The sequence below is a fragment of the Shimia sp. Alg240-R146 genome, assembly GCF_947331465.1.
Classification (GTDB): domain Bacteria; phylum Pseudomonadota; class Alphaproteobacteria; order Rhodobacterales; family Rhodobacteraceae; genus Shimia.
In genome coordinates this window covers 741,736-763,296 of the sequence record NZ_CAMZOK010000001.1, presented here as the reverse complement: position 1 = coordinate 763,296, position 21,561 = coordinate 741,736, and the positions used below count along the sequence as shown (strand labels likewise).

At 57.5% G+C, this 21,561-nt stretch carries 16 protein-coding genes; 4 read left to right on the top strand and 12 right to left on the bottom strand.

Annotated elements, in window-relative coordinates; translation table 11 throughout:
• Positions 1 to 25: 25 nt before the first annotated feature.
• From PG871_RS03545 to PG871_RS03530, 4 genes are all read right to left on the bottom strand, one after another.
• Positions 26 to 1,072 carry a DUF475 domain-containing protein gene (locus PG871_RS03545; RefSeq protein ID WP_270726025.1) on the bottom strand — a complete coding sequence of 349 codons (1,047 nt, stop codon included), beginning with the start codon at positions 1,070 to 1,072 and terminating at the stop codon, positions 26 to 28.
• A gap of 3 nt (positions 1,073 to 1,075) precedes the next feature.
• Entirely contained in the window at positions 1,076 to 3,547 is a 2,472-nt protein-coding gene (locus tag PG871_RS03540) for a TRAP transporter large permease subunit (RefSeq protein ID WP_270726023.1), read from the bottom strand.
• A 131-nt stretch (positions 3,548 to 3,678) separates the two neighbouring features.
• A complete protein-coding gene (locus PG871_RS03535) occupies positions 3,679 to 4,773 on the bottom strand; it encodes a TRAP transporter substrate-binding protein (protein ID WP_270726020.1) in 1,095 nt (364 codons plus the stop codon).
• A gap of 138 nt (positions 4,774 to 4,911) precedes the next feature.
• The gene (locus tag PG871_RS03530; RefSeq protein ID WP_270726018.1) at positions 4,912 to 6,513 is read right to left on the bottom strand and encodes a GMC family oxidoreductase; all 1,602 of its coding nucleotides are present in this window, start codon (positions 6,511 to 6,513) and stop codon (positions 4,912 to 4,914) included.
• 104 nt (positions 6,514 to 6,617) lie between these two features.
• Here PG871_RS03530 and PG871_RS03525 point away from each other — a divergent pair, with 104 nt between their 5' ends.
• Together PG871_RS03525 and PG871_RS03520 are read left to right on the top strand one after the other, a co-directional pair.
• Complete coding sequence (locus PG871_RS03525) at positions 6,618 to 7,385, top strand: IclR family transcriptional regulator (RefSeq protein ID WP_270726015.1); 768 nt, start codon at positions 6,618 to 6,620, stop codon at positions 7,383 to 7,385.
• A gap of 198 nt (positions 7,386 to 7,583) precedes the next feature.
• Entirely contained in the window at positions 7,584 to 7,754 is a 171-nt protein-coding gene (locus PG871_RS03520; protein ID WP_270728761.1) for a hypothetical protein, read from the top strand.
• A 165-nt stretch (positions 7,755 to 7,919) separates the two neighbouring features.
• On the opposite strand, the gene PG871_RS03515 is transcribed toward PG871_RS03520, so the two are convergent.
• Positions 7,920 to 8,405, bottom strand: a complete 486-nt coding sequence (locus PG871_RS03515) for a RidA family protein (RefSeq protein ID WP_270726014.1) — start codon at positions 8,403 to 8,405, stop codon at positions 7,920 to 7,922.
• Between the two features lie 48 nt (positions 8,406 to 8,453).
• The gene (locus tag PG871_RS03510; protein ID WP_270726011.1) at positions 8,454 to 11,861 is read right to left on the bottom strand and encodes an indolepyruvate ferredoxin oxidoreductase family protein; all 3,408 of its coding nucleotides are present in this window, start codon (positions 11,859 to 11,861) and stop codon (positions 8,454 to 8,456) included.
• Positions 11,862 to 11,988: 127 nt separating this feature from the next.
• On the opposite strand from PG871_RS03510, the gene PG871_RS03505 reads away from it, so the two are divergent.
• Positions 11,989 to 12,429 (top strand): Lrp/AsnC family transcriptional regulator, encoded by a 441-nt coding sequence (locus tag PG871_RS03505; protein WP_270726009.1) that lies wholly within the window; start codon positions 11,989 to 11,991, stop codon positions 12,427 to 12,429.
• Between the two features lie 63 nt (positions 12,430 to 12,492).
• Complete coding sequence (gene aroQ / locus PG871_RS03500) at positions 12,493 to 12,930, top strand: type II 3-dehydroquinate dehydratase (RefSeq protein WP_270726006.1); 438 nt, start codon at positions 12,493 to 12,495, stop codon at positions 12,928 to 12,930.
• Between the two features lie 12 nt (positions 12,931 to 12,942).
• On the opposite strand, the gene PG871_RS03495 is transcribed toward aroQ, so the two are convergent.
• From PG871_RS03495 to PG871_RS03470, 6 genes are all read right to left on the bottom strand, one after another.
• Positions 12,943 to 15,291 carry a Tex family protein gene (locus PG871_RS03495; protein WP_270726003.1) on the bottom strand — a complete coding sequence of 783 codons (2,349 nt, stop codon included), beginning with the start codon at positions 15,289 to 15,291 and terminating at the stop codon, positions 12,943 to 12,945.
• A gap of 231 nt (positions 15,292 to 15,522) precedes the next feature.
• A complete protein-coding gene (gene modC, locus PG871_RS03490; RefSeq protein WP_270726000.1) occupies positions 15,523 to 16,605 on the bottom strand; it encodes a molybdenum ABC transporter ATP-binding protein in 1,083 nt (360 codons plus the stop codon).
• Positions 16,602 to 17,297 carry a molybdate ABC transporter permease subunit gene (modB, locus tag PG871_RS03485; RefSeq protein WP_270725997.1) on the bottom strand — a complete coding sequence of 232 codons (696 nt, stop codon included), beginning with the start codon at positions 17,295 to 17,297 and terminating at the stop codon, positions 16,602 to 16,604. Before modB ends, modC begins: the two co-directional genes overlap by 4 nt.
• Positions 17,294 to 18,058: a molybdate ABC transporter substrate-binding protein gene (gene modA, locus PG871_RS03480; RefSeq protein ID WP_270725994.1), complete on the bottom strand. Its 765-nt coding sequence runs from the start codon at positions 18,056 to 18,058 to the stop codon at positions 17,294 to 17,296. Before modA ends, modB begins: the two co-directional genes overlap by 4 nt.
• 156 nt (positions 18,059 to 18,214) lie before the next feature.
• Positions 18,215 to 19,708, bottom strand: coding sequence for a hypothetical protein (locus tag PG871_RS03475; RefSeq protein ID WP_270725993.1), 1,494 nt, complete (start codon positions 19,706 to 19,708; stop codon positions 18,215 to 18,217).
• On the bottom strand, positions 19,708 to 21,348 hold the full coding sequence (locus tag PG871_RS03470) for a DUF3131 domain-containing protein (protein WP_270725991.1): 1,641 nt from the start codon (positions 21,346 to 21,348) through the stop codon (positions 19,708 to 19,710). Before PG871_RS03470 ends, PG871_RS03475 begins: the two co-directional genes overlap by 1 nt.
• Positions 21,349 to 21,561: the final 213 nt, after the last annotated feature.

The following is a 21,561-nucleotide window of genomic DNA, read 5'->3' as shown; positions in this document are numbered from 1 at the left end:
GAAAGTCCTGTCTATGTGCGAATGCTCAGGCTTCGCGTTTGTTGTGGCGGATCGAGGCGTAGAAGGCCAATCCGATGAGGGCCATGCCGATGCCGCCGGTGATCAGCTCGTGCACATGCACTATCGATTGCAGGAACATTACGATCGAGAGCGCAAAGATCGAATAGAACGCACCATGCTCCAAGTAACGGAACTCGGCCAAAGTGCCGCGTTCGACCAGCATGATCGTCATCGAACGCACATACATCGCACCAATGCCAAGGCCGATGGCAATCAGCAGGATGTTGGTGGTCAGGGCAAAGGCACCAATCACGCCATCAAACGAGAAACTGGCGTCCAGAACTTCAAGATAGAGGAACGCACCCAAGCCGCCCTTGGCACCAATCGCGGTCGTCGATCCGGCGACGTTGTCGAGATAGGTGCCAAGACCATCCACCATGGTAAAGACCAAAAGCCCCATCACAGCCGAGGTCAGGAAAGGGGCCAACTCGTGATCGGCCAGAGATTGGGAAATCAACAGTACGATCACAAGGACAAAGGCGATCTCGAACCCGCGAATGGAGCCCCACAGGCGCAGGCGCTTTTCCAGAATGGTGATCCAGTCGATGGACTTGTCTTCGTCGATGAAGAACTTCAGTGCCACCATCATCAGGAAAGTGCCGCCAAAGGCCGATATTGGCCCATGTGCGTGTCCAATGATGCGCGAGTATTCGTCCGGGTCCGATAAGGCCAGATGCATGGCAGCGAAGGGGTTGATCCATGCAAAAATCGCAACAATCACCAGCGGAAACACGATCCGCATCCCGAATACGGCGATCAAGATGCCCCAGGTCAGGAACCGTTGCCGCCAGATCGGGGTCATATCCTCAAGCTTGTTGGCATTGACGATGGCATTGTCGAAAGACAGCGCAATTTCAAGTGCGGCCAGCACCGTGCCGACGATCAGGAACGAGACAACCCCGGACCACGTGCCCTCGGTCGCCCAACCCAGCCAGCCGCTTAAACCAAGGCCGATAACCGTCGTGAGTAGGGGCCATTTCAGATAGGATAGAGAACTGCGTTCAACACTCATGATTTAGTTTCCTGACATGGCGGCTGGTAACCAGAGCACCAGCTGCGGGAAGATGAACAGAAGGATCAGGCCAAGAAGCTGGACCAGCATGAATTGCATCATGCCAAGGTAGATGTCTTTGAGATCCCAATTGGGCACCACGCCCTTGAGGAAGTAGGCCGACAGGGCCACGGGTGGGGATAGCCACGCGGTTTGCAGGTTCACCGCCACAAGGATGCCGAACCAGACCATGAGGTCGTAGCGTTCCAGCCCGAAGACATCGAGTTTCTCGACAGTAGGCAACAGGATCGGCACAACGATCAGCACGATTGGCACCCATTCCAGCGGCCAGCCCAAGAGGAAGATCAGCGACATCACCAGGATCAGGACCAGGTAAGGCGACATATCGAGGCCCAGAAGAATCTCGGTCATCATCCGCGGCGTTCCAAGGGCGCTGAACTGCGCACCAAAGAAATTCGAGGCGGCGACCAGGAACATGATCAGAACCGTGATTTCAAGCGCTTTGATCAGGCTGTCAAAGAAGCTGGGCAGGGTGAACTTGCGATAAGCCAGTGACAGAAGGATTGCACCGAAGGCGCCCATGGCTGCGGCTTCTGCCGGTGTCGCAAGACCCAGCAGGATCGAACCAAGGGCAAAGGAGATCAGGATCGTCGGCGGCATCAGCCCGGCAAAGAACTCATCCCAAAGCTGTGCGAAATAAAACCCATCCTCTGCATCAGAGCCGTAGATTGGCCGCCCAAGGAAGGCCAACAAGACGATAAATGCGGCAAAGACAATCGACCAGATCGACCAGCTGCCGTCGGCGCCCGTATTGGCAACGATCATGTAGAGGTGAAACAGGACGGCAATCGGTAGAACGATCCGCAACACGTTAAGCCGCCGATAGGCCGCATAGGCCAGGGCCATCGCGAGGGCCATGACAATCAACCCGCCAAACGGGATCGAACTGAACGTGCCGCCCAGACTGAGGCCAAAGACGCGGCATAGGGTCAGGATGCCCAGGCAAATCAGCGCGACTTCGGCGCCATAGAAATTCGACGTGTCAGGCTGATCCTCCTCGGACAGGATGGGGCCAAGATCAGGGTTCAGCCAGCACCGCCCGAGGGTGTAAATCAGGTAAAGGGACGCCAGAAGTGCACCCGGAATGAACGCGCCGCGGAACAGGTCCAGCGTCGAGACTTCCAACACCGGCCCCATCACGATCAGCATGATCGAGGGTGGGATCAGAATGCCCAGCGTGCCCCCGGCGGTGATCGTTCCGGCGGAGAGTTGGACGTTATAGCCCGACCGGCTCATCGTGGCTCCGGCCATAATCCCCAGAAGGGTCACGGAGGCCCCTACGATCCCGGTGGCGGCGGCAAATATCGTGGACACGATCAACACAGCGATGAAAAGCGCCCCGCGCACGCGGGCCATGATCATCTGGATCGAGGTAAAGAGCCGTTCCATCAACCCCGCCGCTTCCATCACGATGCCCATCAGGACAAAGAGCGGCACCGCCATCAGTTGATCGTTCAGCATGGTCGAGTTGGTGTTGAGCGTCATCAGAAGCGTTGTCAGCTTGAAGTTCGCACCCCAGATGCCGAAAACGAATCCAAGGAAGATCAGCGTGAAGGAAATCGGGAAGCCGATGAAAATCACGAAGAGCATCGCGCCCAGCATGATCAGGCCAATGGTCGGCTTGGACAGGGAGGGGCGGGCCTTCATCAGATCGGTGAACCACTCGCCTCCGGGCACCCAATCAGGCTGGAACACCGCCAGCACAAGCCACGCCAGCGCGATCAGGTAGATGGGCAAGGCCCGCACGAACCAGCGTTCGCGCGCCTTGCCCATCTTGTGAAAGGCGCGGAAAATCTCGGGGATGCCCTGCAACATCAACAGGAAGCCGCCGATCGGCATCGCCGTGCGCGCGGGCCAGAGCAATGGGCCCCAGGCGCTGTCGATCTGCATGGTTTCGCCGGTGGAATAGGCCAGCCACCAGAACTTACTCGAAACCACAGTGAAAAAGATCATCGAGGGCATGAAGAAGACAAGGTAGAGCGAGGCATCCACAGTTGCCTGGGTCTTGTCCGACCAGTTGCGATACAGGAAGTCGGCGCGGATATGCACCCCGCGCATCAACCCATAGCCCGCCGCCGCCATGAACAGCATCCCGGCAAGCATCCGGCTGGTGTCATAGACCCAAAGCGTTGGACCAAGACCAAGCGACCGCGCCAAGTCTTCGAACCCCGCATTTTGCAGGATCGAGAAGGAATTGCGCGAGAGCACCTCGAACACCACAACCGCGATCAATGGCACCAACAGCAGGGAAATGATCTGCCCCGCGCGATAGTTCAGCACGTCGATGGCCGCCGTGATCGGGCGCTGCCACGGAGTCATGTCTTCGGGTGTTTCACCGGGGGCTTCGGCACGTCGTTCCGCGATCAGTTCGTCTGCAATTTCGAGCTCATCAGGGTTCACCTCATCTGCGGCCATCCCCATTCCTCCCTGGTTGTCCGCCCCCTTTCGGGGGGTTCATTTTTGAAAAAGACCGGTCTCGCGAAACCCAAGGTCCTTGTCGAAAATGAACTGCGGGGGCCAAATGGCCCCCGCAAAATGAGCTTGGGTTATTTCAGCGTGTCGGCATGCGCCTTACCCAGACCCGCATTCGACGCTTGCGCACCGGCCCAGAACGGAACGACAGTGTCGGCGAAGTCCTTTTGCGACTGCCAGACTTCGGCAAAGAACGCGTTCTCGTCTGCTGCGGCTTGCAGCGCGTTGTTGGCTGCGGCCATGTACTCGGTGAAGTAATCCGCCGGTGTGTCCTCAAGGATAACACCGTGATTGTCGGTCAGATCCTTCAGCGCCTTACCGTTTTCAAAGATACGGTAGGAGAGCGACTTGGACAAAGACGCGTTCGCGGCCACTTCGAGAGCTTTTTTCTCTAGGTCCGACAGCCCGTCATAGAAGTCGCGGTTCACATACATGTCCGCGTTCACAACAACCTGGTGCAAACCTTGCAGATAGTAGTGCTTCAGCACCTTCTGGAAGCCGAACACGCTATCAGGCTTGGGGCAGCACCATTCGGCCGCATCAATCGTGCCTTTTTCCAGCGCGGGAAGGATGTCCCCACCGCCCATGGCAACCGCAGGAACGCCGATGTCCGCGTAGGCTGCGCCAACCATACCAGGAGGTGCACGGAACCGCATCTGGCGGAAGTCATCCATCGACTCGATCGGTTTCGGGAACCAGCCCAACGCCTCGGGGCCCACCGGCTGCAACATGAAACCTTTTACGTTCACGCCCATTTCGTCCCACAGGCGGTCATACAACTCTTTGCCGCCGCCATATTGGAACCAGCTCAGGAACGCGATGTTGTCGAGGCCGACACCGGCGCCCGCAACCGGCGCACCAAAGAGGTTGGCGGCAACGTGCTTGCCCCCCCAATAGTGGGTCCAGGCGAAGCCGCCCTCCACCAGTCCCGCGTCAACCGCATCCATGATGTCACGCGGACCGACAACGGCACCCGCAGGCAACACTTCGATGGTCAGCGACCCGCCGGTCAGCGCCGCCACGTCCTTGCCGAATTCGTTCAGCATGGTGACTTCGTCCGCTGTGCTCGGCAGCACCGACTGGATGCGCAGAACCTTCTCGGCCATCGCTGTGGATGCCATCAGGGCGAGCGCCGTGGCGCCAGCTGCTAAGTACTTGACTTTAAACATTGATATTCCTCCCTAGGAAAAAGCCCTCAGTCTTCTTGTTGTGTTTCGTGGGGCTGAAGGCATTGCCCCCGAGTTTTTGGGGTCGAAAAATCGACCCGATGTCCATGCCGGTAACCGGCAAGTGATTTGTCCCAAACATCATGATCTTGCGTCCTCCAACACAAGATCGGCGGCCTTTTCGCCGATCATGATGCACGGGGCATTGGTGTTTCCGCTGACGATCTGCGGCATGATCGACGCATCGGCCACGCGCAGCCCGTCGATACCCCGAACCCGCAGGCGCGGGTCGACAACGGCCTTGCCGTCGATCCCCATCTTGCAGGTGCCGGTGGGGTGATAAATCGTTACCGAGGTCCGGCGCGCCCAATCCAGCGTGGCCGCTTCGTCATCAAACGCCACGCCGGCCCCCGGCGCATGTTCCTCGGTGATGTGAGACCTGAGCGGATCGGTCTGCGAAATTGTCCGTGCGATCTGAATGCCTTTGACGATTGTTCTGCAGTCAAGATCGGACGCCAGGTAATTAGGATGGATCTCGGGGTGATCCTCCATCCGGGCTGAACGCAGCGACAGGTGCCCCGCGCTTTCCGGGCGCAACTGCAGCACCGACGCGGTAAAGGCTGAAAACTTGTGCGGCCCATCAGCAGGCTTGTCGGCGCTCCAGGGCTGGATGTGAAATTGGATATCTGGCGTTTCAAGCCGGTCTTCGGTTTTCAGGAACCCGGTGCCAAGGCTGGCGGCCATGGTCATCGGGCCGCGCTGGGTCAGGGCATATTGCATCGCCATCATGCCCTGTTTGAAGATGTTGTTGGCCTCGGTGTTGATCGTGCTGAGGTTGGTTTTGTAAACTGGACGCGCCTGCAAGTGGTCCTGCAGGTTCTTGCCCACCCCGCTCAGAGCCGAGTGCACGTCGATCCCGTGCGGGGACAATTCGTCCGGATCGCCAATGCCCGACAGCATCAGGATTTGCGGCGAGCCGATGGCCCCAGCGCTGAGGATCACCTCTTTGCCCGCCTCAATGGTTTCCATCGCACCATGCAGCTTCACGCGAATGCCCGTGGCGCGACTGTCTTCGATCAGAACCTTTTCGGTCTGCGCGTCGGTGATGATCGTCAGGTTTTTGCGGTTCTTGATCGGATTCAGATAGGCGACTGCAGAAGAACACCGGCGACCGCCTTTCATGGTCAGTTGGAAATACCCAACGCCTTCCTGATCTTCACCGTTGTAATCCTTGGTGCGTTTGTAACCCGCAGCTTCGGCGGCATCGAGCCAGGTATCCACAACCTCACGGGTCAGGCGCGAATCCTGCACGGAAAGCGGCCCGTCGGCGCCGCGTACATCGTTGGAATGTTCGCCATGCCAGGTCTCCGACCGTTTGAAGAGCGGCAAAACGCTGTCCCAGGACCAGCCGATGCAGCCCAACTGTGCCCAGTGATCATAGTCTTGTGGTTGGCCCCGCACATAAAGCAGCCCGTTGATCGAGCTTGACCCGCCAAGAACACGGCCCCGGGGCCAGGAAATGGCCCGGCCCGCGATGCCTTTGTCCTTTTCAGTGACATACATCCAATCCGACTTGGGATTGCCCATGGTCCGGAAGTATCCGACCGGAACGTGGATCCAGGGGTTGCGGTCGGCGGGACCGGCTTCGACCAGCGCGACCGAATACCGCCCATCTGCAGACAGGCGATTTGCCAGTGCGCAACCGGCTGATCCTGCCCCCACAACGACAAAGTCGAACTTCATTCCCCCTCCATATCAAAAAATGAGACTTTTTGTCTCGTTTTTGGCGATAAGTGACGGTATTATGATTCGCGAGAAATGCACCATCTTTTTTACTGGGGGTTCTTTTGCCGGATTCTGACCGCATCCCGACAAACCTGCGCACGCTCTTGATCCTTGAGGTCCTGGGCAAAAGCGATCAGCCGATGACCGCCACTCAGATCAACGAGCAGCTTGGCCTGCCGAAACAGACGGTTCACCGGCTGTGCGTAACGCTGGAAGAGAACGGCTTTCTGACCCGCCCGGGCAACTCCAAGAAGTACCAGGTTGGGCGACGGCTGCGTGATCTCGGGTCGGGCTTGTTGCACAATTCACGCGATCATGTGGCCCGACACCAAATTCTGAAAGAAGTCGCCGATAGCATTGGGGAAACGGTCAACTACGCCGTGCCGGGAAACGAGGGGATGAACTATCTGGACCGGGTTGAAACCGATTGGCCGTTTCGGATTCAACTCCCCATCGGCACGAGCGTCCCGTTCCATTGCACCGCAAGTGGTAAGGTCTTCCTGGCTAGCCTGACACGGAAGAAACGCGAGACCCTTGTCGCCTCGATCTACCTTCGGTCGATGACGCGGCACACTCATAGTGACCCTCAGGCGCTTCTTGACGAACTGAACAAAATACGAGGACAGGGGTATTCGCTGGATCAGGAAGAATTTCTGGAGGGAATGGTTGCCATTGCTGTTCCCGTAGTCGATCCGCGTGGCCGTTTCGTCGCCGGCTTGGCATGCCACGGGCCAACGCAGAGAATGTCGTTAGCCGAGGTCATCGAGGGCAAGGACGTCCTCCTAAGCGCGGCGGCGAAGATAAGCAATGTGTTGTTTCAGCAGGAATAAACTTTACGACGGCTTTGGGTTCGGAGCGATTTTCGGCAGTGCAGAGGTACACCCAATTTCAGATCGTCTAAAGGCGGCTTCTAACGTCGCGGATTGATTGTCTCTTTCTTGCAGAGAGTATCCGCTCGCCCCCACTCAGTCCTGTCTGACGTCAGCGCCTTTGGGTCCAATTAGCCATTTTTGCCGAGAGAGGGTTTGTTGCTCATCGTTGCCACCAAGGAGTGGACGATTAGAAAGACAACGAAGAGCGCTGGCGAGAAGATCGTCAAAGGCATCAAGCCTGCCACGCGCAAGCAGTACGCGCCCGAAAAGAAAATCAGGATCGTGCTGGACGGGCTGCGCGGCAATCACCAGAGCCAGCCTTTTTAGGGCTGTCTCTTTGAGCCACGCCCCATTTATTGGACCGTTTCTAACCTGACTTAAGCCACTCTTTGCGCCAACTGGTCAGGTTTGGGTGTTTCATTTCTCCACCAGTAGATCGCAACTTTCATCCGTGTCCGATCTTCGGGGGTGAGCTCACTTTCGCCGCGTGACTTAGGCGCGCAACTCCAGCTCACCTTCGACCTCAATCGCAAAGTTCATTGGCAAGCCATGGGTGCCAATCGCCGAGCGCGCGTGACGCCCCACGTCCGGGCCAAACACCTCAAGGATCACATCGCTAAAGCCGTTGATCACCAGATGCTGCTCGGCGTAGCCGGGCGCGGAATTGACCATGCCGAAAACCCGCGTCCATCCTGCGATCTTGTCCAAATCGCCAATCTCGGCCTTCACATTCGCCAGCACCGCCAACGCGATTTCACGCGACGCCTGATACCCTTCCTCGGTGGTCATATCCGTACCCAATTGCCCAAACGGGCCGCCAATGCTGCCGTCCGCATTGGATTTCGGATGACCCGAGATCAACAAACGGCTGCCCTGCCGGTTCACAAAGGAAAACGGCAAATGCACCGTGGCCGGAACCACGGTCGCCGCAGGCAACACCATTCCAAGGTCCGCCAAACGCGCTTCGATTACAGACATAACTCTCTCCCTAAATTTTCCGCGACCCTATCAGCCACAGCTGTGCTGTCACCCACGCAACGCATCTTCATGCACGCGCATCGCCGCGCGCACGTTTTCCGCTGCTTTCTCGCGCACCGGACCGTAACCGCGAATGTCAGACGGCGCCGACACCAGCGCCGCGCAAACCTCTAGCGTGGCCGGGCTATAGCGATCCACCACCAAATCCAACACGCCCTCAAACCACGTCAACAAAGCACGATCCAGCTTGCGGTCCACGCTAAAGCGGAACGGATCAAACACGCCACCCCGCAGACCTTTCATCTTGGCCAATCGCCCAAGCACCGGCCGCATCCATGGCCCCAACGCAACCTTGTTGGGCCGTCCACGCGCATCCTTGCCCAGCGGCAGCACAGGCGGGGACATATGATAGTTCACTTTGAAATCGCCCTCGAACTCTTCACGAAGCCGATCTTCAAACCCGGTCTGCATGTGCAACCGCGCCACCTCGTATTCGTCTTTGTACGACATCAACCGGAACAACGACTTCGCCGCCTGCTCCACCAACGGCTCAGGCAACACACCCCGAACCTCTGCGATCCGCGCCTCAAACCGCGCCGCATATTTGGCATCCTGATAGTCGGTCAAAAACGCCACACGGCGCGCGATCACCTCGTCCAATGTCTCAATTTCCGGCGCCTCATCAAACGAAATCGCCCCTGCGTCATGCGCCAACACGCGCCCCAGATCAAACGCCCGTGCGTTTTTCTCGACCGCCACGCCATTCAGCAAAACCGCCTGCTTCAAAGCGGTCTCGCTGACGGGCACCAACCCACGTTGCCAGGCAAAGCCCAGCATCATCACGTTGGCAAAAACACTGTCCCCCATAAGCCGCTCTGCCAGTTTGTTGGCATCCATCGCCCGTACGTTTTCGGCACCAACCGCTTGGCGTATGACCTGCTCGCGGATACCGATCTTCAGGTCTGCATCACGGTTCAGCACCAGATCACCGGTGGGCATCGCCGCGGTGTTCAAAACAACCTGCGCACCCTTGCGATAATGCACGCTCGCCTTTGGGGCCGAGCTCACCACCACGTCACAGCCGATCACTGCATCCGCCGCACCCTGTTCAATCCGCACCTGATTGACCGCCGCCGGGCTGGTGCCCAGGCGGATATAGCTCAACACCGTGCCGAATTTTTGCGCGAAACCCGTGAAGTCGAGCACGGAAGAGCCCAACCCTTCCAAATGTGCCGCCATGGTGATCAACGCGCCGACAGTCACCACACCTGTGCCGCCCACTCCCGTCACCAACAAATCAAACGGCTTGTCCAACGACGGCACGGTCGGCATGGGCACATCCGCCAGCAACGCTGGCAAATCCACATCGCTGCCGTCTTTCTTGCGCCGCTTCGCGCCCGTTACGGTCACAAAGCTTGGGCAGAACCCGTTCAAACAGGAAAAATCCTTGTTGCAGGTGCTCAGGTTGATCTTCCGCTTGCGCCCAAACTCGGTTTCCACCGGCTCCACGCTCAAACAGTTGCTCTCAACCGAACAATCGCCACAGCCTTCGCAGACCAGATCATTGATAAACGCAAATGTGTCAGGATCTTCCATCGTCCCGCGCTTTCGGCGACGACGTTTCTCCGTCGCACAGGTCTGCTCATACACCAGCAACGTCACGCCTTCGATCTCGCGCAACTCACGCTGCACGGGGTCCATGTCTTTTCGGTCGTGAAACGACGTGTCCGGCGGGAAATCACCGCGCTTGAATTTGCCGATATCGTCGCTAACCAAGGCAATCCGCGCCACGCCTTCGGCCCGCGCATTCCACGCGATGCCATGCACCGACACCGGCCCGTCCACCGGTTGTCCGCCGGTCATCGCCACAGCGTCGTTGAACAGCACCTTGAATGTAATGTTGGCCTCAGCTGCCACCGCTTGCCGGATCGCCAGCGAGCCGGAATGGTACCACGTCCCCTCGCCCAAATTCTGGAACACATGTTTCTTGCCGTTGTATTTCTGCGCCACGGCCACTGGCACGCCTTCACCGCCCATCTGCGCATAGCCACCAGTGTTGCGATCCATCCAGCTGGCCATCACGTGACAGCCGATGCCCGACAACGCCTTGGAACCTTCAGGCACTTTGGTCGACGTGTTGTGCGGACACCCCGAACAGAAATACGGCGTGCGCGTCGCGCCTGTGACATTCAACACCGGCGGCTTTTCTTCGGTCAACGCGCGGGCCTTTGCCGCCAGACCTTCGTCGGGAAACAACCGATCCAATCGCTCAGCCACCACTGGCACCAGTTGCAGCGGGCTCAACTCGCCCGTCCAAGGCAACAGCGGATCACCAACCGCGCGGTGCTTGCCGACCATGCGCTCAGGCTTATCGCCCGGCCAATCGTAGAAGTATTCCTTGAATTGGCTTTCGATGATGCCGCGCTTTTCCTCAACCACCAGCACTTCGGTTTTGCCATGCACAAAGGCCAACGCATCGCGCCGTGCCAAAGGCCAGACCATGCCCACCTTGTAAATATCGATACCCAACCGCCGACAGGTCGACTCATCCAGCCCCAAAAGCCGCAGCGCCTCCATCAGGTCCAGATGCCCTTTGCCCGTCGTCACAAACCCAAAGCTGGCCTCAGGAAGATCATACACACGCTGATCAATCGGGTTGGCCTCCACAAAGGCCTCAACCGCACGCAACTTATGCCCGATGCGCGTTTCGATCTCGGGGCTTGGCAGGTCGCTGGGCCGCACATGCAGCCCGCCTGCCGGCATCTCAAACTCAGGTGTGGTAAAGGTGCGATCCGGCACGATTTCAACCGAACGACCGGACTCCACGGTCTCCGACACGGCCTTAAAACCAACCCAGGTGCCCGAGAACCGGCTGAGCGCGATGCCAAATTCGCCAAACGCTTGATACTCATCCACGCTCGCCGGGTTGAGCGTCGGCATGAACCACGACATGAACGCGACATCCGACTGGTGCGGCATCGACGAGCTGACACAGCCATGGTCGTCCCCCGCCACCACCAGCACGCCGCCCTTGGCCGACGATCCATAAGCATTCCCGTGTTTTAACGCGTCGCCAGACCGGTCCACGCCCGGCCCCTTGCCGTACCACATGGAAAACACGCCCTCGACGTCGCAGTCCGGATCCAGCACCGCTTGCTGCGCGCCCAAAACGGCGGTCGCCCCAAGGTCTTCATTCACCGCAGGCATAAAGGTGATGTTGTTGTCCGTCACCCGCTGCCGTTCGCGCCAGAATTCAAGATCCAACCCACCCAGCGGAGACCCACGATACCCCGAAATAAAGCCCGCCGTGTTCAGCCCCGCGTCGCGATCCCGCCGCGCTTGATCAAACATGATCCGCGCCAGCGCCTGCGTACCCGTCAAAAACACGCGCCCCTCGGTGTGATCGTATCGGTCTGACAGGGCGTACCCTTTGAATTCGTGGCTGGCTTTGGTCATCTGCGCGCTCCTATTGGCCTTCTATAATCTCACGCGTAGGTGGGAATTTCGTGCCAACTTTTACTGACATGTGGCCAAATTCGAATTTCCGTGCCAAATATGGGCAAAAATCCGAGAGATCAAACCAATGCTCCTTGACCCCAAAGACCGCCAATTATTGGCCCTGTTGGAACGCGACTGCCGCGCCTCCAACGCTGACCTCGCAGAACAAGTCGGCATGTCCACCTCCGCCTGCTGGCGCCGCATTCGCGCATTTGAGGACGCAGGCCTGATCGAGGGCTACGGCGCCCGCTTGGCCCCGGCCAAACTCGGCCTCACGTTCCACGCCATTGTCCACGTGAACCTCACCCGCCACGACCCCGCGCATCTCAAGCGGTTCATCGAGGCTGTTTCCACCCGAGAGGAGGTTCAGGAATGCTTCGCCATCACCGGCGCAGCGGACTACCACATGCGCGTGCGCTGCACCGATATCGAGGCCTACAACCGCTTTATGGAAGGCTTCTTGTTCGACTTGCCTGCGGTAAGTTCGGCACAGACCAACGTCATTCTGCGTGACATCAAGAGCTAAGCCCTTGCTTTATTGGCCATTCAACGGCTACTCCGAAACAACTGAACACGGCAGGAGCCGACCATGAGCAAGACGATCTACATCCTGAACGGCCCGAACCTGAACCTTCTGGGCAAACGCCAGCCGGAGATTTACGGCCACGACACGCTTGACGATGTTGAGACCACCTGCGCCGCTGTGGGCAAAGACGTCGACTTGTCGGTCAAGCTCATGCAGTCCAACCACGAAGGCGAGATCGTCGAGATGGTCCATGACGCACGCGAAAACGCGGCCGGCATCATCATCAATCCGGCGGCTTACACGCACACCTCCGTTGCCATTCTGGATGCGCTACACACCTTTGATGGCCCCGTGCTTGAGGTGCATATTTCCAACGTGCACAAACGCGAGGCCTTCCGGCATCATTCTTACGTCAGCCAGCGCGCCGACGGTGTGATCGCCGGGTTCGGCGTCGAAGGCTACGCGCTCGCGATGCGTCGGATGGGGACGTTGCTCGCCTAACGTCCCTGCCCTTTAGCGCTTCTTCATCGCATCCAGCAACGCCGCGCCTAACGCGCCATTACCACCGCCATCGGTCTTAGGTTTACTGCCGCCCTGAGGACGCCCGCCACCGCGCGGCCCACCGCCTTTGGGCCCACCACGACCACGCTCATCCCCACCGCGCGCATTGCGATCCTGCTTGGCCGAGGCCCCGCCGTCCTTGCGCATGCTCAGGCCAATCCGTTTGCGCGGCGCGTCGACCTCAACGACCGTCACCTTCACAACGTCGCCTGCTTTGACAACCTCATGCGGGTCCTTCACGAACCGATCCGCCAGCTGGCTGACATGCACCAACCCGTCCTGATGCACGCCGACATCCACAAACGCACCAAAGGCCGCGACGTTGGTCACCGTGCCTTCCAAAACCATGCCGGGTTTAAGGTCAGAGATCTGCTCAACCCCATCAGCGAACGTCGCCGTCTTAAACGTCGGCCGCGGGTCGCGCCCCGGCTTTTCCAACTCTCCCAAAATGTCGCGCACTGTCGGCAGGCCAAACTTCTCGGACACAAATTCCTCTGCTCGCACTTGCTTGAGCGCCGCCCCGTCGCCCATCAACGCTCGTACGTCCCGTCCACAAGCCGACACGATTTTACGCGCCACATCATAGGCTTCCGGGTGCACCGCGCTGGCGTCCAAAGGTTCTGATCCACCAGTAATGCGCAAAAACCCTGCGCACTGTTCAAACGCCACCGGTCCCAGCCGCGCGACTTTCAACAAATCCTTGCGCGCGCCAAAGGCACCCATTTCATCGCGATGCGCCACGATGGCCTCCGCCAACCCAGGCCCAAGGCCGGACACATGCGCCAACAGCGGTGCAGAGGCCATGTTCAAATCCACGCCCACCGCGTTCACCGCATCCTCAACAACCGCCTCAAGCGACTTGCCAAGTCGGTGCTGATCCACGTCGTGCTGATATTGGCCAACCCCAATCGACTTGGGTTCGATCTTCACCAACTCCGCCAACGGATCTTGCAGGCGCCGCGCAATCGACACCGCGCCACGCAGGCTCACGTCCAGATCCGGAAACTCGCGCGCAGCAAGTTCACTCGCGGAATAAACCGACGCCCCCGCCTCGCTCACCACAACTTTGGTGGGTGCGGCCACACCTTTGGGCAAGAGTTTCAGCGTGTCCCCAACCAGCTTTTCTGTCTCGCGACTTGCTGTGCCGTTACCAATCGCAATCAGCTCGATGTTGTGTTTGGCGATCAACCCCAGAATGGCTGCTTCTGAACCGCGCACATCCATGCGCGGCTGAAAAGGGTACAACGTCGCTGTATCCAAAACCTTGCCCGTGGCATCAACAACAGCGGCCTTCACACCCGTCCGAATACCCGGATCAAGTCCCAGCGTGGCCTTCGCGCCAGCCGGTGCCGCCAGAAGCAAATCTTTCAAGTTGCGTGCAAAAACCTGAATGGCCTCCTCCTGTGCCCGCTGCCGCAGCTCGCCCATCAGATCCACAGTCATCGTCAGGCTCAACTTTACCCGCCAGGTCCAGCCTGCAATCTTGCGCAACCACTTGTCGCCAGCACCCTCGGTCCGGGTGTGCAGATGGCTTGCCACCATCTCCTCGGCACGCGCTTTGCCACCTTCTGGATCGGGCCCGATATCCAGCGTGATCACGCCTTCATTGCTGGCCCGCATCATCGCCAAAGCCCGATGGCTTGGCACTTTGGACCACAGCTCGGTGTGTTCAAAGTAATCGGAGAATTTGGCGCCCGCCTGCTCTTGCCCCGGGATCACTTTGCCGGACACGCGGGCCTCTTTTTGCAAGAACGCGCGCAACTCGCCCAGCAGTGTCGCATTCTCAGTCAGCCCCTCGGCAATGATATCACGCGCCCCGTCCAACGCGGCTTTCACATCGGCCACCGCCTCAGATACATATCCCGCGGCCAACGCCTCCGGCTCCGCTGCGCGATCCGCCATAATCGCCTCCGCCAATGGTTCCAGCCCGTTTTCGCGCGCGATCATCGCCTTGGTGCGCCGCTTGGGTTTGTATGGCAGATAGATATCTTCCAGCGTCGCTTTGGTCTCCGCGGCAAAGATCGCCTTGGCCAATTCCTCTGTCATCTTGCCTTGTTCCGTGATCGAGGCCGATACAGTTTCCCGTCGTGCTTCCAGTTCACGCAAATATCCCAAACGATCCGCAAGCGTGCGCAGCTGCGTGTCATCCAGACCGCCGGTGACTTCCTTGCGGTAGCGCGCCACAAACGGCACCGTTGCCCCGTCGTCCAGCAATCCAACGGCCGAGCCGACCTGTGACGCGGACGCGCCGATCTCGGTGGCAATCGTTCGGGAAATCCGGGTGGTGACCTGCTCACTCATCTGCACTGGGGCGCGCTCCTTCTTGGCATCGGGATGCTCTTTCTAGCCGCCCCCATCAGCGCCGCCAAGGGCGAAGCAGGTCGGAATTTCCACAGAATTTCGACGCAACACCGCACGCCGGGTTCATAGGGGCAAATCGAAAACCCACACTGTCGCGATACCGACGCATTACCGACGCGGTGCAGACATCGATTTTTGTGATCTTTCAGCGCATTAACCAGTAGGACGTGTTTATCGCCCGACATCTTCCGGCGCCACGGCCACAGATTTGACCACCGCGTGAATGGCCTGCCCTTCTGCCAATTCCATCGCCTGAACCGACCGCCGTGTCACCCGCGCCAAGACCCGCCCCGCCTTTGTGTCTATCGACACAATTGCGCCAGGGCCGTCACCTGCGCGTACAGTTGCAATCTTTCCTGATAAAATATTCAACGCAGACAATCCCTTAGGGGTATCGCGAGACAAAATCACATCGTGCGCCGCGATCCGAACCCTGACAGTTTTCCCGACACCATGCGCCAGCTTCGGCAAAAAGAGGGCCGCTCCTCCGGCCTCCAATTCCGTCAGGCCATCGCTGTGGTGTTCCCTGACTTTTGCCTCGAGGACAGCCCCAACAGCCCGCACCCCCGCAGGCGTGAACTCCGGATCGCTCAAAACCTCGCCCGCAGGCCCCACCCGAGACACCCGTCCCTTTTCCAAAGCCACAACTGTGGTCGCCAACCGCGCGACTTCCGCAATAGAGTGGCTAACATACAGAATTGGAATGGAAAATTCGTCCCTGAGCAACTCGAAATAAGGTAATATTTCAGCTTTTCTCGGCTCGTCCAACGCGGCCAAAGGCTCATCGGCGAGGATCATTTTGGGTCGTGCGAGCAGCGCGCGACCAATGGCAACTCGTTGTTTCTCGCCTCCTGACAAATGCGCCGGACGGCGGTCAAGTAGATCGCCTAACCCCAGCATCTCAACCACACGTTCCAACGTGATCTCATCCGTGCGACCACGCGCCAAAGCCCTGCCATACAACAAGTTTTTCCGCACGTTCATATGCGGAAACAGGCGTCCCTCCTGAAAGATGTACCCGATGTCCCGACGATGCGGCGGCACCCACACATTGGCGCGCGTATCAGACAAAACACGCGCCCCAACAGATATCTTGGCCTCATCGGGTTGGCTCAATCCCGCGACAGCATTGGCCACAGTGGTCTTTCCCGCCCCCGATGCGCCAAACAGAACCGTCAAACCTTCGGGCGCTTCAAAGTCGACATTCAGCGTAAAGCTCTCAAAGGATTGCGAAATATTGACAAACAACGTCATGACTTCCCAACCCGCACCGACACTCGGCGCGCCAGAACCTCAGACAAAATCAATGCTGCGCATGCTATGATTACGGAAACGACCACCAACCGCATGGCCGAGGTTTCTCCATCTGGCACTTGCAAAAATGCGTAAACGGCCGAGGGCAAAGTGCGGGTTTGCCCAGGAATGTTTGAGACAAATGTGATGGTCGCCCCAAACTCGCCCATTGCTTTGGCAAAAGCCAAAACCGCCCCAGCCAATATACCCGGAAGAATTAGGGGCAAAGTCACCGTAAAAAAAACTCGCGGCTTCGAAGCCCCCAAGGTCGCGGCCGCCTGTTCAAGTTTTGGATCGACCGCTTCCAACGAAAGGCGAACGGCCCTCACGAACAACGGGAACGCCATGATCGCAGCTGCCAGCGCGGCACCCGTCCAGTGAAAGGCAAAAACGATACCAACCTTTTGCAGCGCCTGCCCAACGGCGCCTTGAGTACCAAAAGTCAGCAACAGCAGATACCCTGTAACAACCGGAGGCAATACAAGAGGCAGATGAATGATGACGTTCAAAAAATCGCGCCCGACGAACCGCCACCGTGCCATTGCAAAAGCGGTCAAAACTCCGAGTGGCAAAGTGCCTAAAACAGCCCAAAACGCCACTTTGAGTGACAAGGCCACCGCCTGCCATTCCTCAGGTCCAAGCCAATCCGTCATGGCTTTTTGTCCCGCACAACAAATCCATTTTCGAGAAGGACTCTGCGGGCCTGATCTCCACCCAAAAACTCAAGGAATTTCATTGATTTGGAGGATTTCGACGTTGCGATTGCCGCCGCAGGATAGACAATTTCCGGATGCGTCTCGGCAGCAAAATAGTGCACAATCTCCGCACGTTTCTCCACCATAGCATCGCTGGCATAGACGATCCCCCATGACACTTCGCCAAGCGCCACTAACGCCAAGGCGGCTCTCACATTGTCTGTTTGAACGACGCGGTCCGACGCTTGGTCCCAAAAATTTAGAGACTGCAAGGCGGCTTTGCCGTAAATCCCTGCTGGAACAGCGTCGACCAATGCCATTGCAATTCGGCCTTCCGCCTCACCCGCAAAAACGCCTTCCAATGTTGGAGGCCCCTCTCCGGACGAGGGCACAGGGCGGACCAAAACCAATTGATTTCCAGCAACTGGTCGAACAGAGCCTTCTGCAATCCTCCCCTTGGCCACAAGATAGTCCATCCAGGCCACGTTGGCCGAGATGTATACATCTGCAGGAGCACCGAACGCAATTTGACGGGCGAGGACAGATGATCCAGCCAAGGTCAACCGCACGTCAGTTTCATACGATTGCTCAAATTGGAGTGCGATCTCTTCCAATGCGGTTTTCAAACTGGCTGCAGCAAACACATTTACGTCCGCGCGGCCAGCACCGCCAATCCAGACTCCAATGGTCACAGCAATAGCTGTAACGAAAGAACACATAGAAGAGCGTCGCTGTTGCATTAGGACCTTGGAAGAGGTGCGTTGATCCCTGAAGTATCCAGTCCCTAGCCGCCGGCGCAAGGCTTTTTATTTACCGGTTTCAATGGCCTACCTAAGCGCCACAGCAATCCCGACCGACAAACTTGGCCACAATCCTCAAGGGTTCTGCGCCATTGCTGTCAAAGCTGGCAAGGCGACGGATACAAAGTAACGCGAAAGCAGTTGATAGTCTTCGATGCTTGGACGATCGACCGCGCCGTTAGGGTCATTTGCGTCGTGCCTGGGTCTGACGATCTCCTCTTCGATCTCAGCCAAGATCTGGTCTACAACGTCGGTCTGGTACAACACTTGCGTTGGAGGTTTGGATCCGTGCAGCGACCCAACATTTTGAGGCGTTCCGAACCCGACGTCAGAAGACTTTAGCACACCTATTGAATTGCCCGCGGCCGGCGACTCGGGGGTGGGTGGGGACGTGGCGATTTGAGGTGCCATTTGAATGACCGCGACGGCGGTTTGCATGTCCAAACCAAGGCTATCCATGAGGAATTGCAGATTTGTTGCCGTGTCATTCAACGGCAGTGGTGCCGCGGCCTCCGTAGATTGACCAACCGGTTCAATCGCCACTTCATCTGCCATTGGCACAGGCTGGCTCTGAGCTTTCAGCGCGTCAAGATCAGATTGCAAGGCCGATATTGTCGCGAGAAGTTCTTGCACGGCTAAATCGCGCGCTGGCGGCGCGGCTGGAGTCGTGGTGTGTACCACGACAGGTGACGGCGTCTGTCGCGCGGAAGTTGGGTGGTTTCCTTGTATCATCAGTCGCTTTAGCTCTTCGAGTTCTGCTCGCAACGCACCCGTTTCGGACTGAGTTGCCTCATCGGAGGAAGGGGTGAATTGCGGAAAATGTTGCAGCGAACCCGCAGGAGCAAGAGCCTGAGGTTGCGGCATTGGAGAGGCCCACGTTGACGATTGTGTGACGGTAGAGCCCATATCAGGTGTCGCGCCGTTTGGCACTGGCCAGCCTCTTGGCAAAACCGCATAATCCTGCCGTGCTGAAATCCACCGTAGATAGGCGGTCACCGCCGCAAAGCCTTTTAGGGACACTTGCAAAACCTCGTTGCCGCCGCGCCGCGCCGATAGATCGCCACCTGAGGCAAGCAACATTTCCAACTGGAAATCCAACGGCTGAAGAATTCGGACCGGCACTTGTATCTCGGACACACCTTCCACAACGTGAAACGTATCGCCGGAAGCCACGTTCTCAAGCTTCAACTGGATTTGTCCCCGATCGGTGAGGAACATCTCAAAACCTTCTTTTCGGGCGGCGCAGGAATACGTTCTTGGGCGACAAATGACCTCAAAGACGTCTACGTCCAATCTCGGGGTGGGCGCAAACCGCGCGTAACCATCTGGATCAAATCGAAAATACACCCCTTCGACGAGACCTTCTTGAAAGTTCGGCCAGCCAAAGGAGCCCCGCAATGCTTGTTGAGCCTCGCGCGCGCCAATCGCGAATGGAATGGCGGTGTCGAGGATCGCGTTTTCAGAAGCGAAACTTCGGTTTTCTGTTGCGTCGAAACTGGTTTGCGCGCCCAGCGCTCCCGGCAGCAAAAGACAAAGAAAAATCGCGACTGGTCTAGAAATAAATGTCATTAGAAATCCGCCCTTTCTTGAACAGAGTGGCGCAGGGCCGGAAGCCAATCTTCCTTTTGCGGAGGATCAGGATAGTTACGATTGACGCGTGTGTCCTGATCTCGGTAGGCCGTATACCAGACCTCGGTCTCGCCGGTGTAAGGCGTCAAGATTGGCCCCTGAACCTTGTGAAGCAGAGACGTAAGGATGATGCCATTGTTGTTGGCCGTGAAAATCGCCACACGACCTTGACCACGCTCATAAAGCCCTTCGTACATTCCGTTCTCCGGGTCATAAAGTTCAATGACCGCCTCATAAAGTACGTCCGTATACTCGGTATCCCAAAGCGCCCAAAGCCCTAGAGCGGCCTTGGCGGCGACCGCAGAATGGTCGGGGACATAGTCGCCCCTCGGTGTGACGGTATTCCAAGGGTAGCCGTCAGAAAAAATTGTGTCGTAGGTGAAGTAGGGTGGACCTTTGACATTGTGTTCGGAGCGCGCAGTGAGAAATCCCGTCTGGCGCCATCTGTTTTCCTGAACTTGGTAGATCCTATCTGCGAACTCCGCCCGCCACCCATCTGTGTGCACCCATTCCGGTGAACTGTCATCCTGCGGCAAATCAAACCCGAATTCGAGACCGTCCTGCAGATAGGATTCCGTCACCACATAATTCTGCGAGTGAAACACTCGCGGATCTCTGCCATCGTAAGGGACTTGAACGCCAAAAATGGACGCTGTCAAAAACGGCTCGGCACGATGCGCGAGGCGAGGTCGGAAACCCCACAAGGCAAAGCCCTTTGCGGCGTATTCCTCATACCCCAGCCGACCTTCCTGTGCGTAAATGGTTTCACCCGTTTCCTTATCGACGTAGGCGCCGAAAAGTAGACCTTCGCTATCCACTGCGTTTCTAAAATCCCACTTCAAAAGCACGGAATCAATTGTGTTAGCCAGATAAGGGTAACGGTTTTTGTAAATGCGCAGCCACACTAGGAAACGGCCAATATCAAGCGCGGAAAACCCAATCTCACCGGGCTTGTTTGTGTAGTCCACCTTGGCGCCCGTCTTGGTGTGGTACACTTTGTTCGGCATCTCCTTTCGGAACAGCTCAAGAGTTTTTATTGTCGTCAGGAGTTGCGTTGTCCGCCGGTCAAATTCAGGCTTTTCAATCAAACACAATTCATAAGCCGCGAGCAATCCAGCCATATAGGACGCGGTATCCCAAAGTGTCGTGGAGGGGTAATTTCCGACAGAATTTGCAAGACCTGTGGATTCTTGGGTGAAAGTCTCAAAATAATGCCAGGCAACCTTGGCCGCACGCAGTTCTCGTTCATTCAGAAACCCACGGCGAGTACGATATTTGCGGACGTAGGAATTGTGACGATCATATCCCTGCGCCGCATGAGGCGCAAAGTCCTGCCGCTCAAAATAGTCTTGCGGCATCTCACACATGCGGGGGGGCTTTTGCCTTCTTTGTTCGCCTTTGATTACGCTGGTCGTAACACTGGCCAGATTGCCTCGCATCAACGCTGGGATGTCATCAAGTTCGCTGCCCGCAATAACCGGAATAATTTCCTCTTCTTGGGCGAGAAACACCTGTCGGGCGGTAATGCCAACAGTGTAGGTCGCCCCGCCAAGCACAAAAACAGCAACAAAAAAGGTCACGATGCCAGCGAGCGGAGACCTTTTGGAAAACCCAAAAAAACGCAACATAAAAACACTCCAGAAGGAATGCATTCATAAAACAGCAAACGCGTTAACAAAGAGAAACCAACAACGAAAATCGGTTATATTCTTTTATTTACAGACACCTATAAAAATATCCCTATTGAATCGGGCTATCCAACAACTCGAATCACGGCCGCCATCCTCAGGATC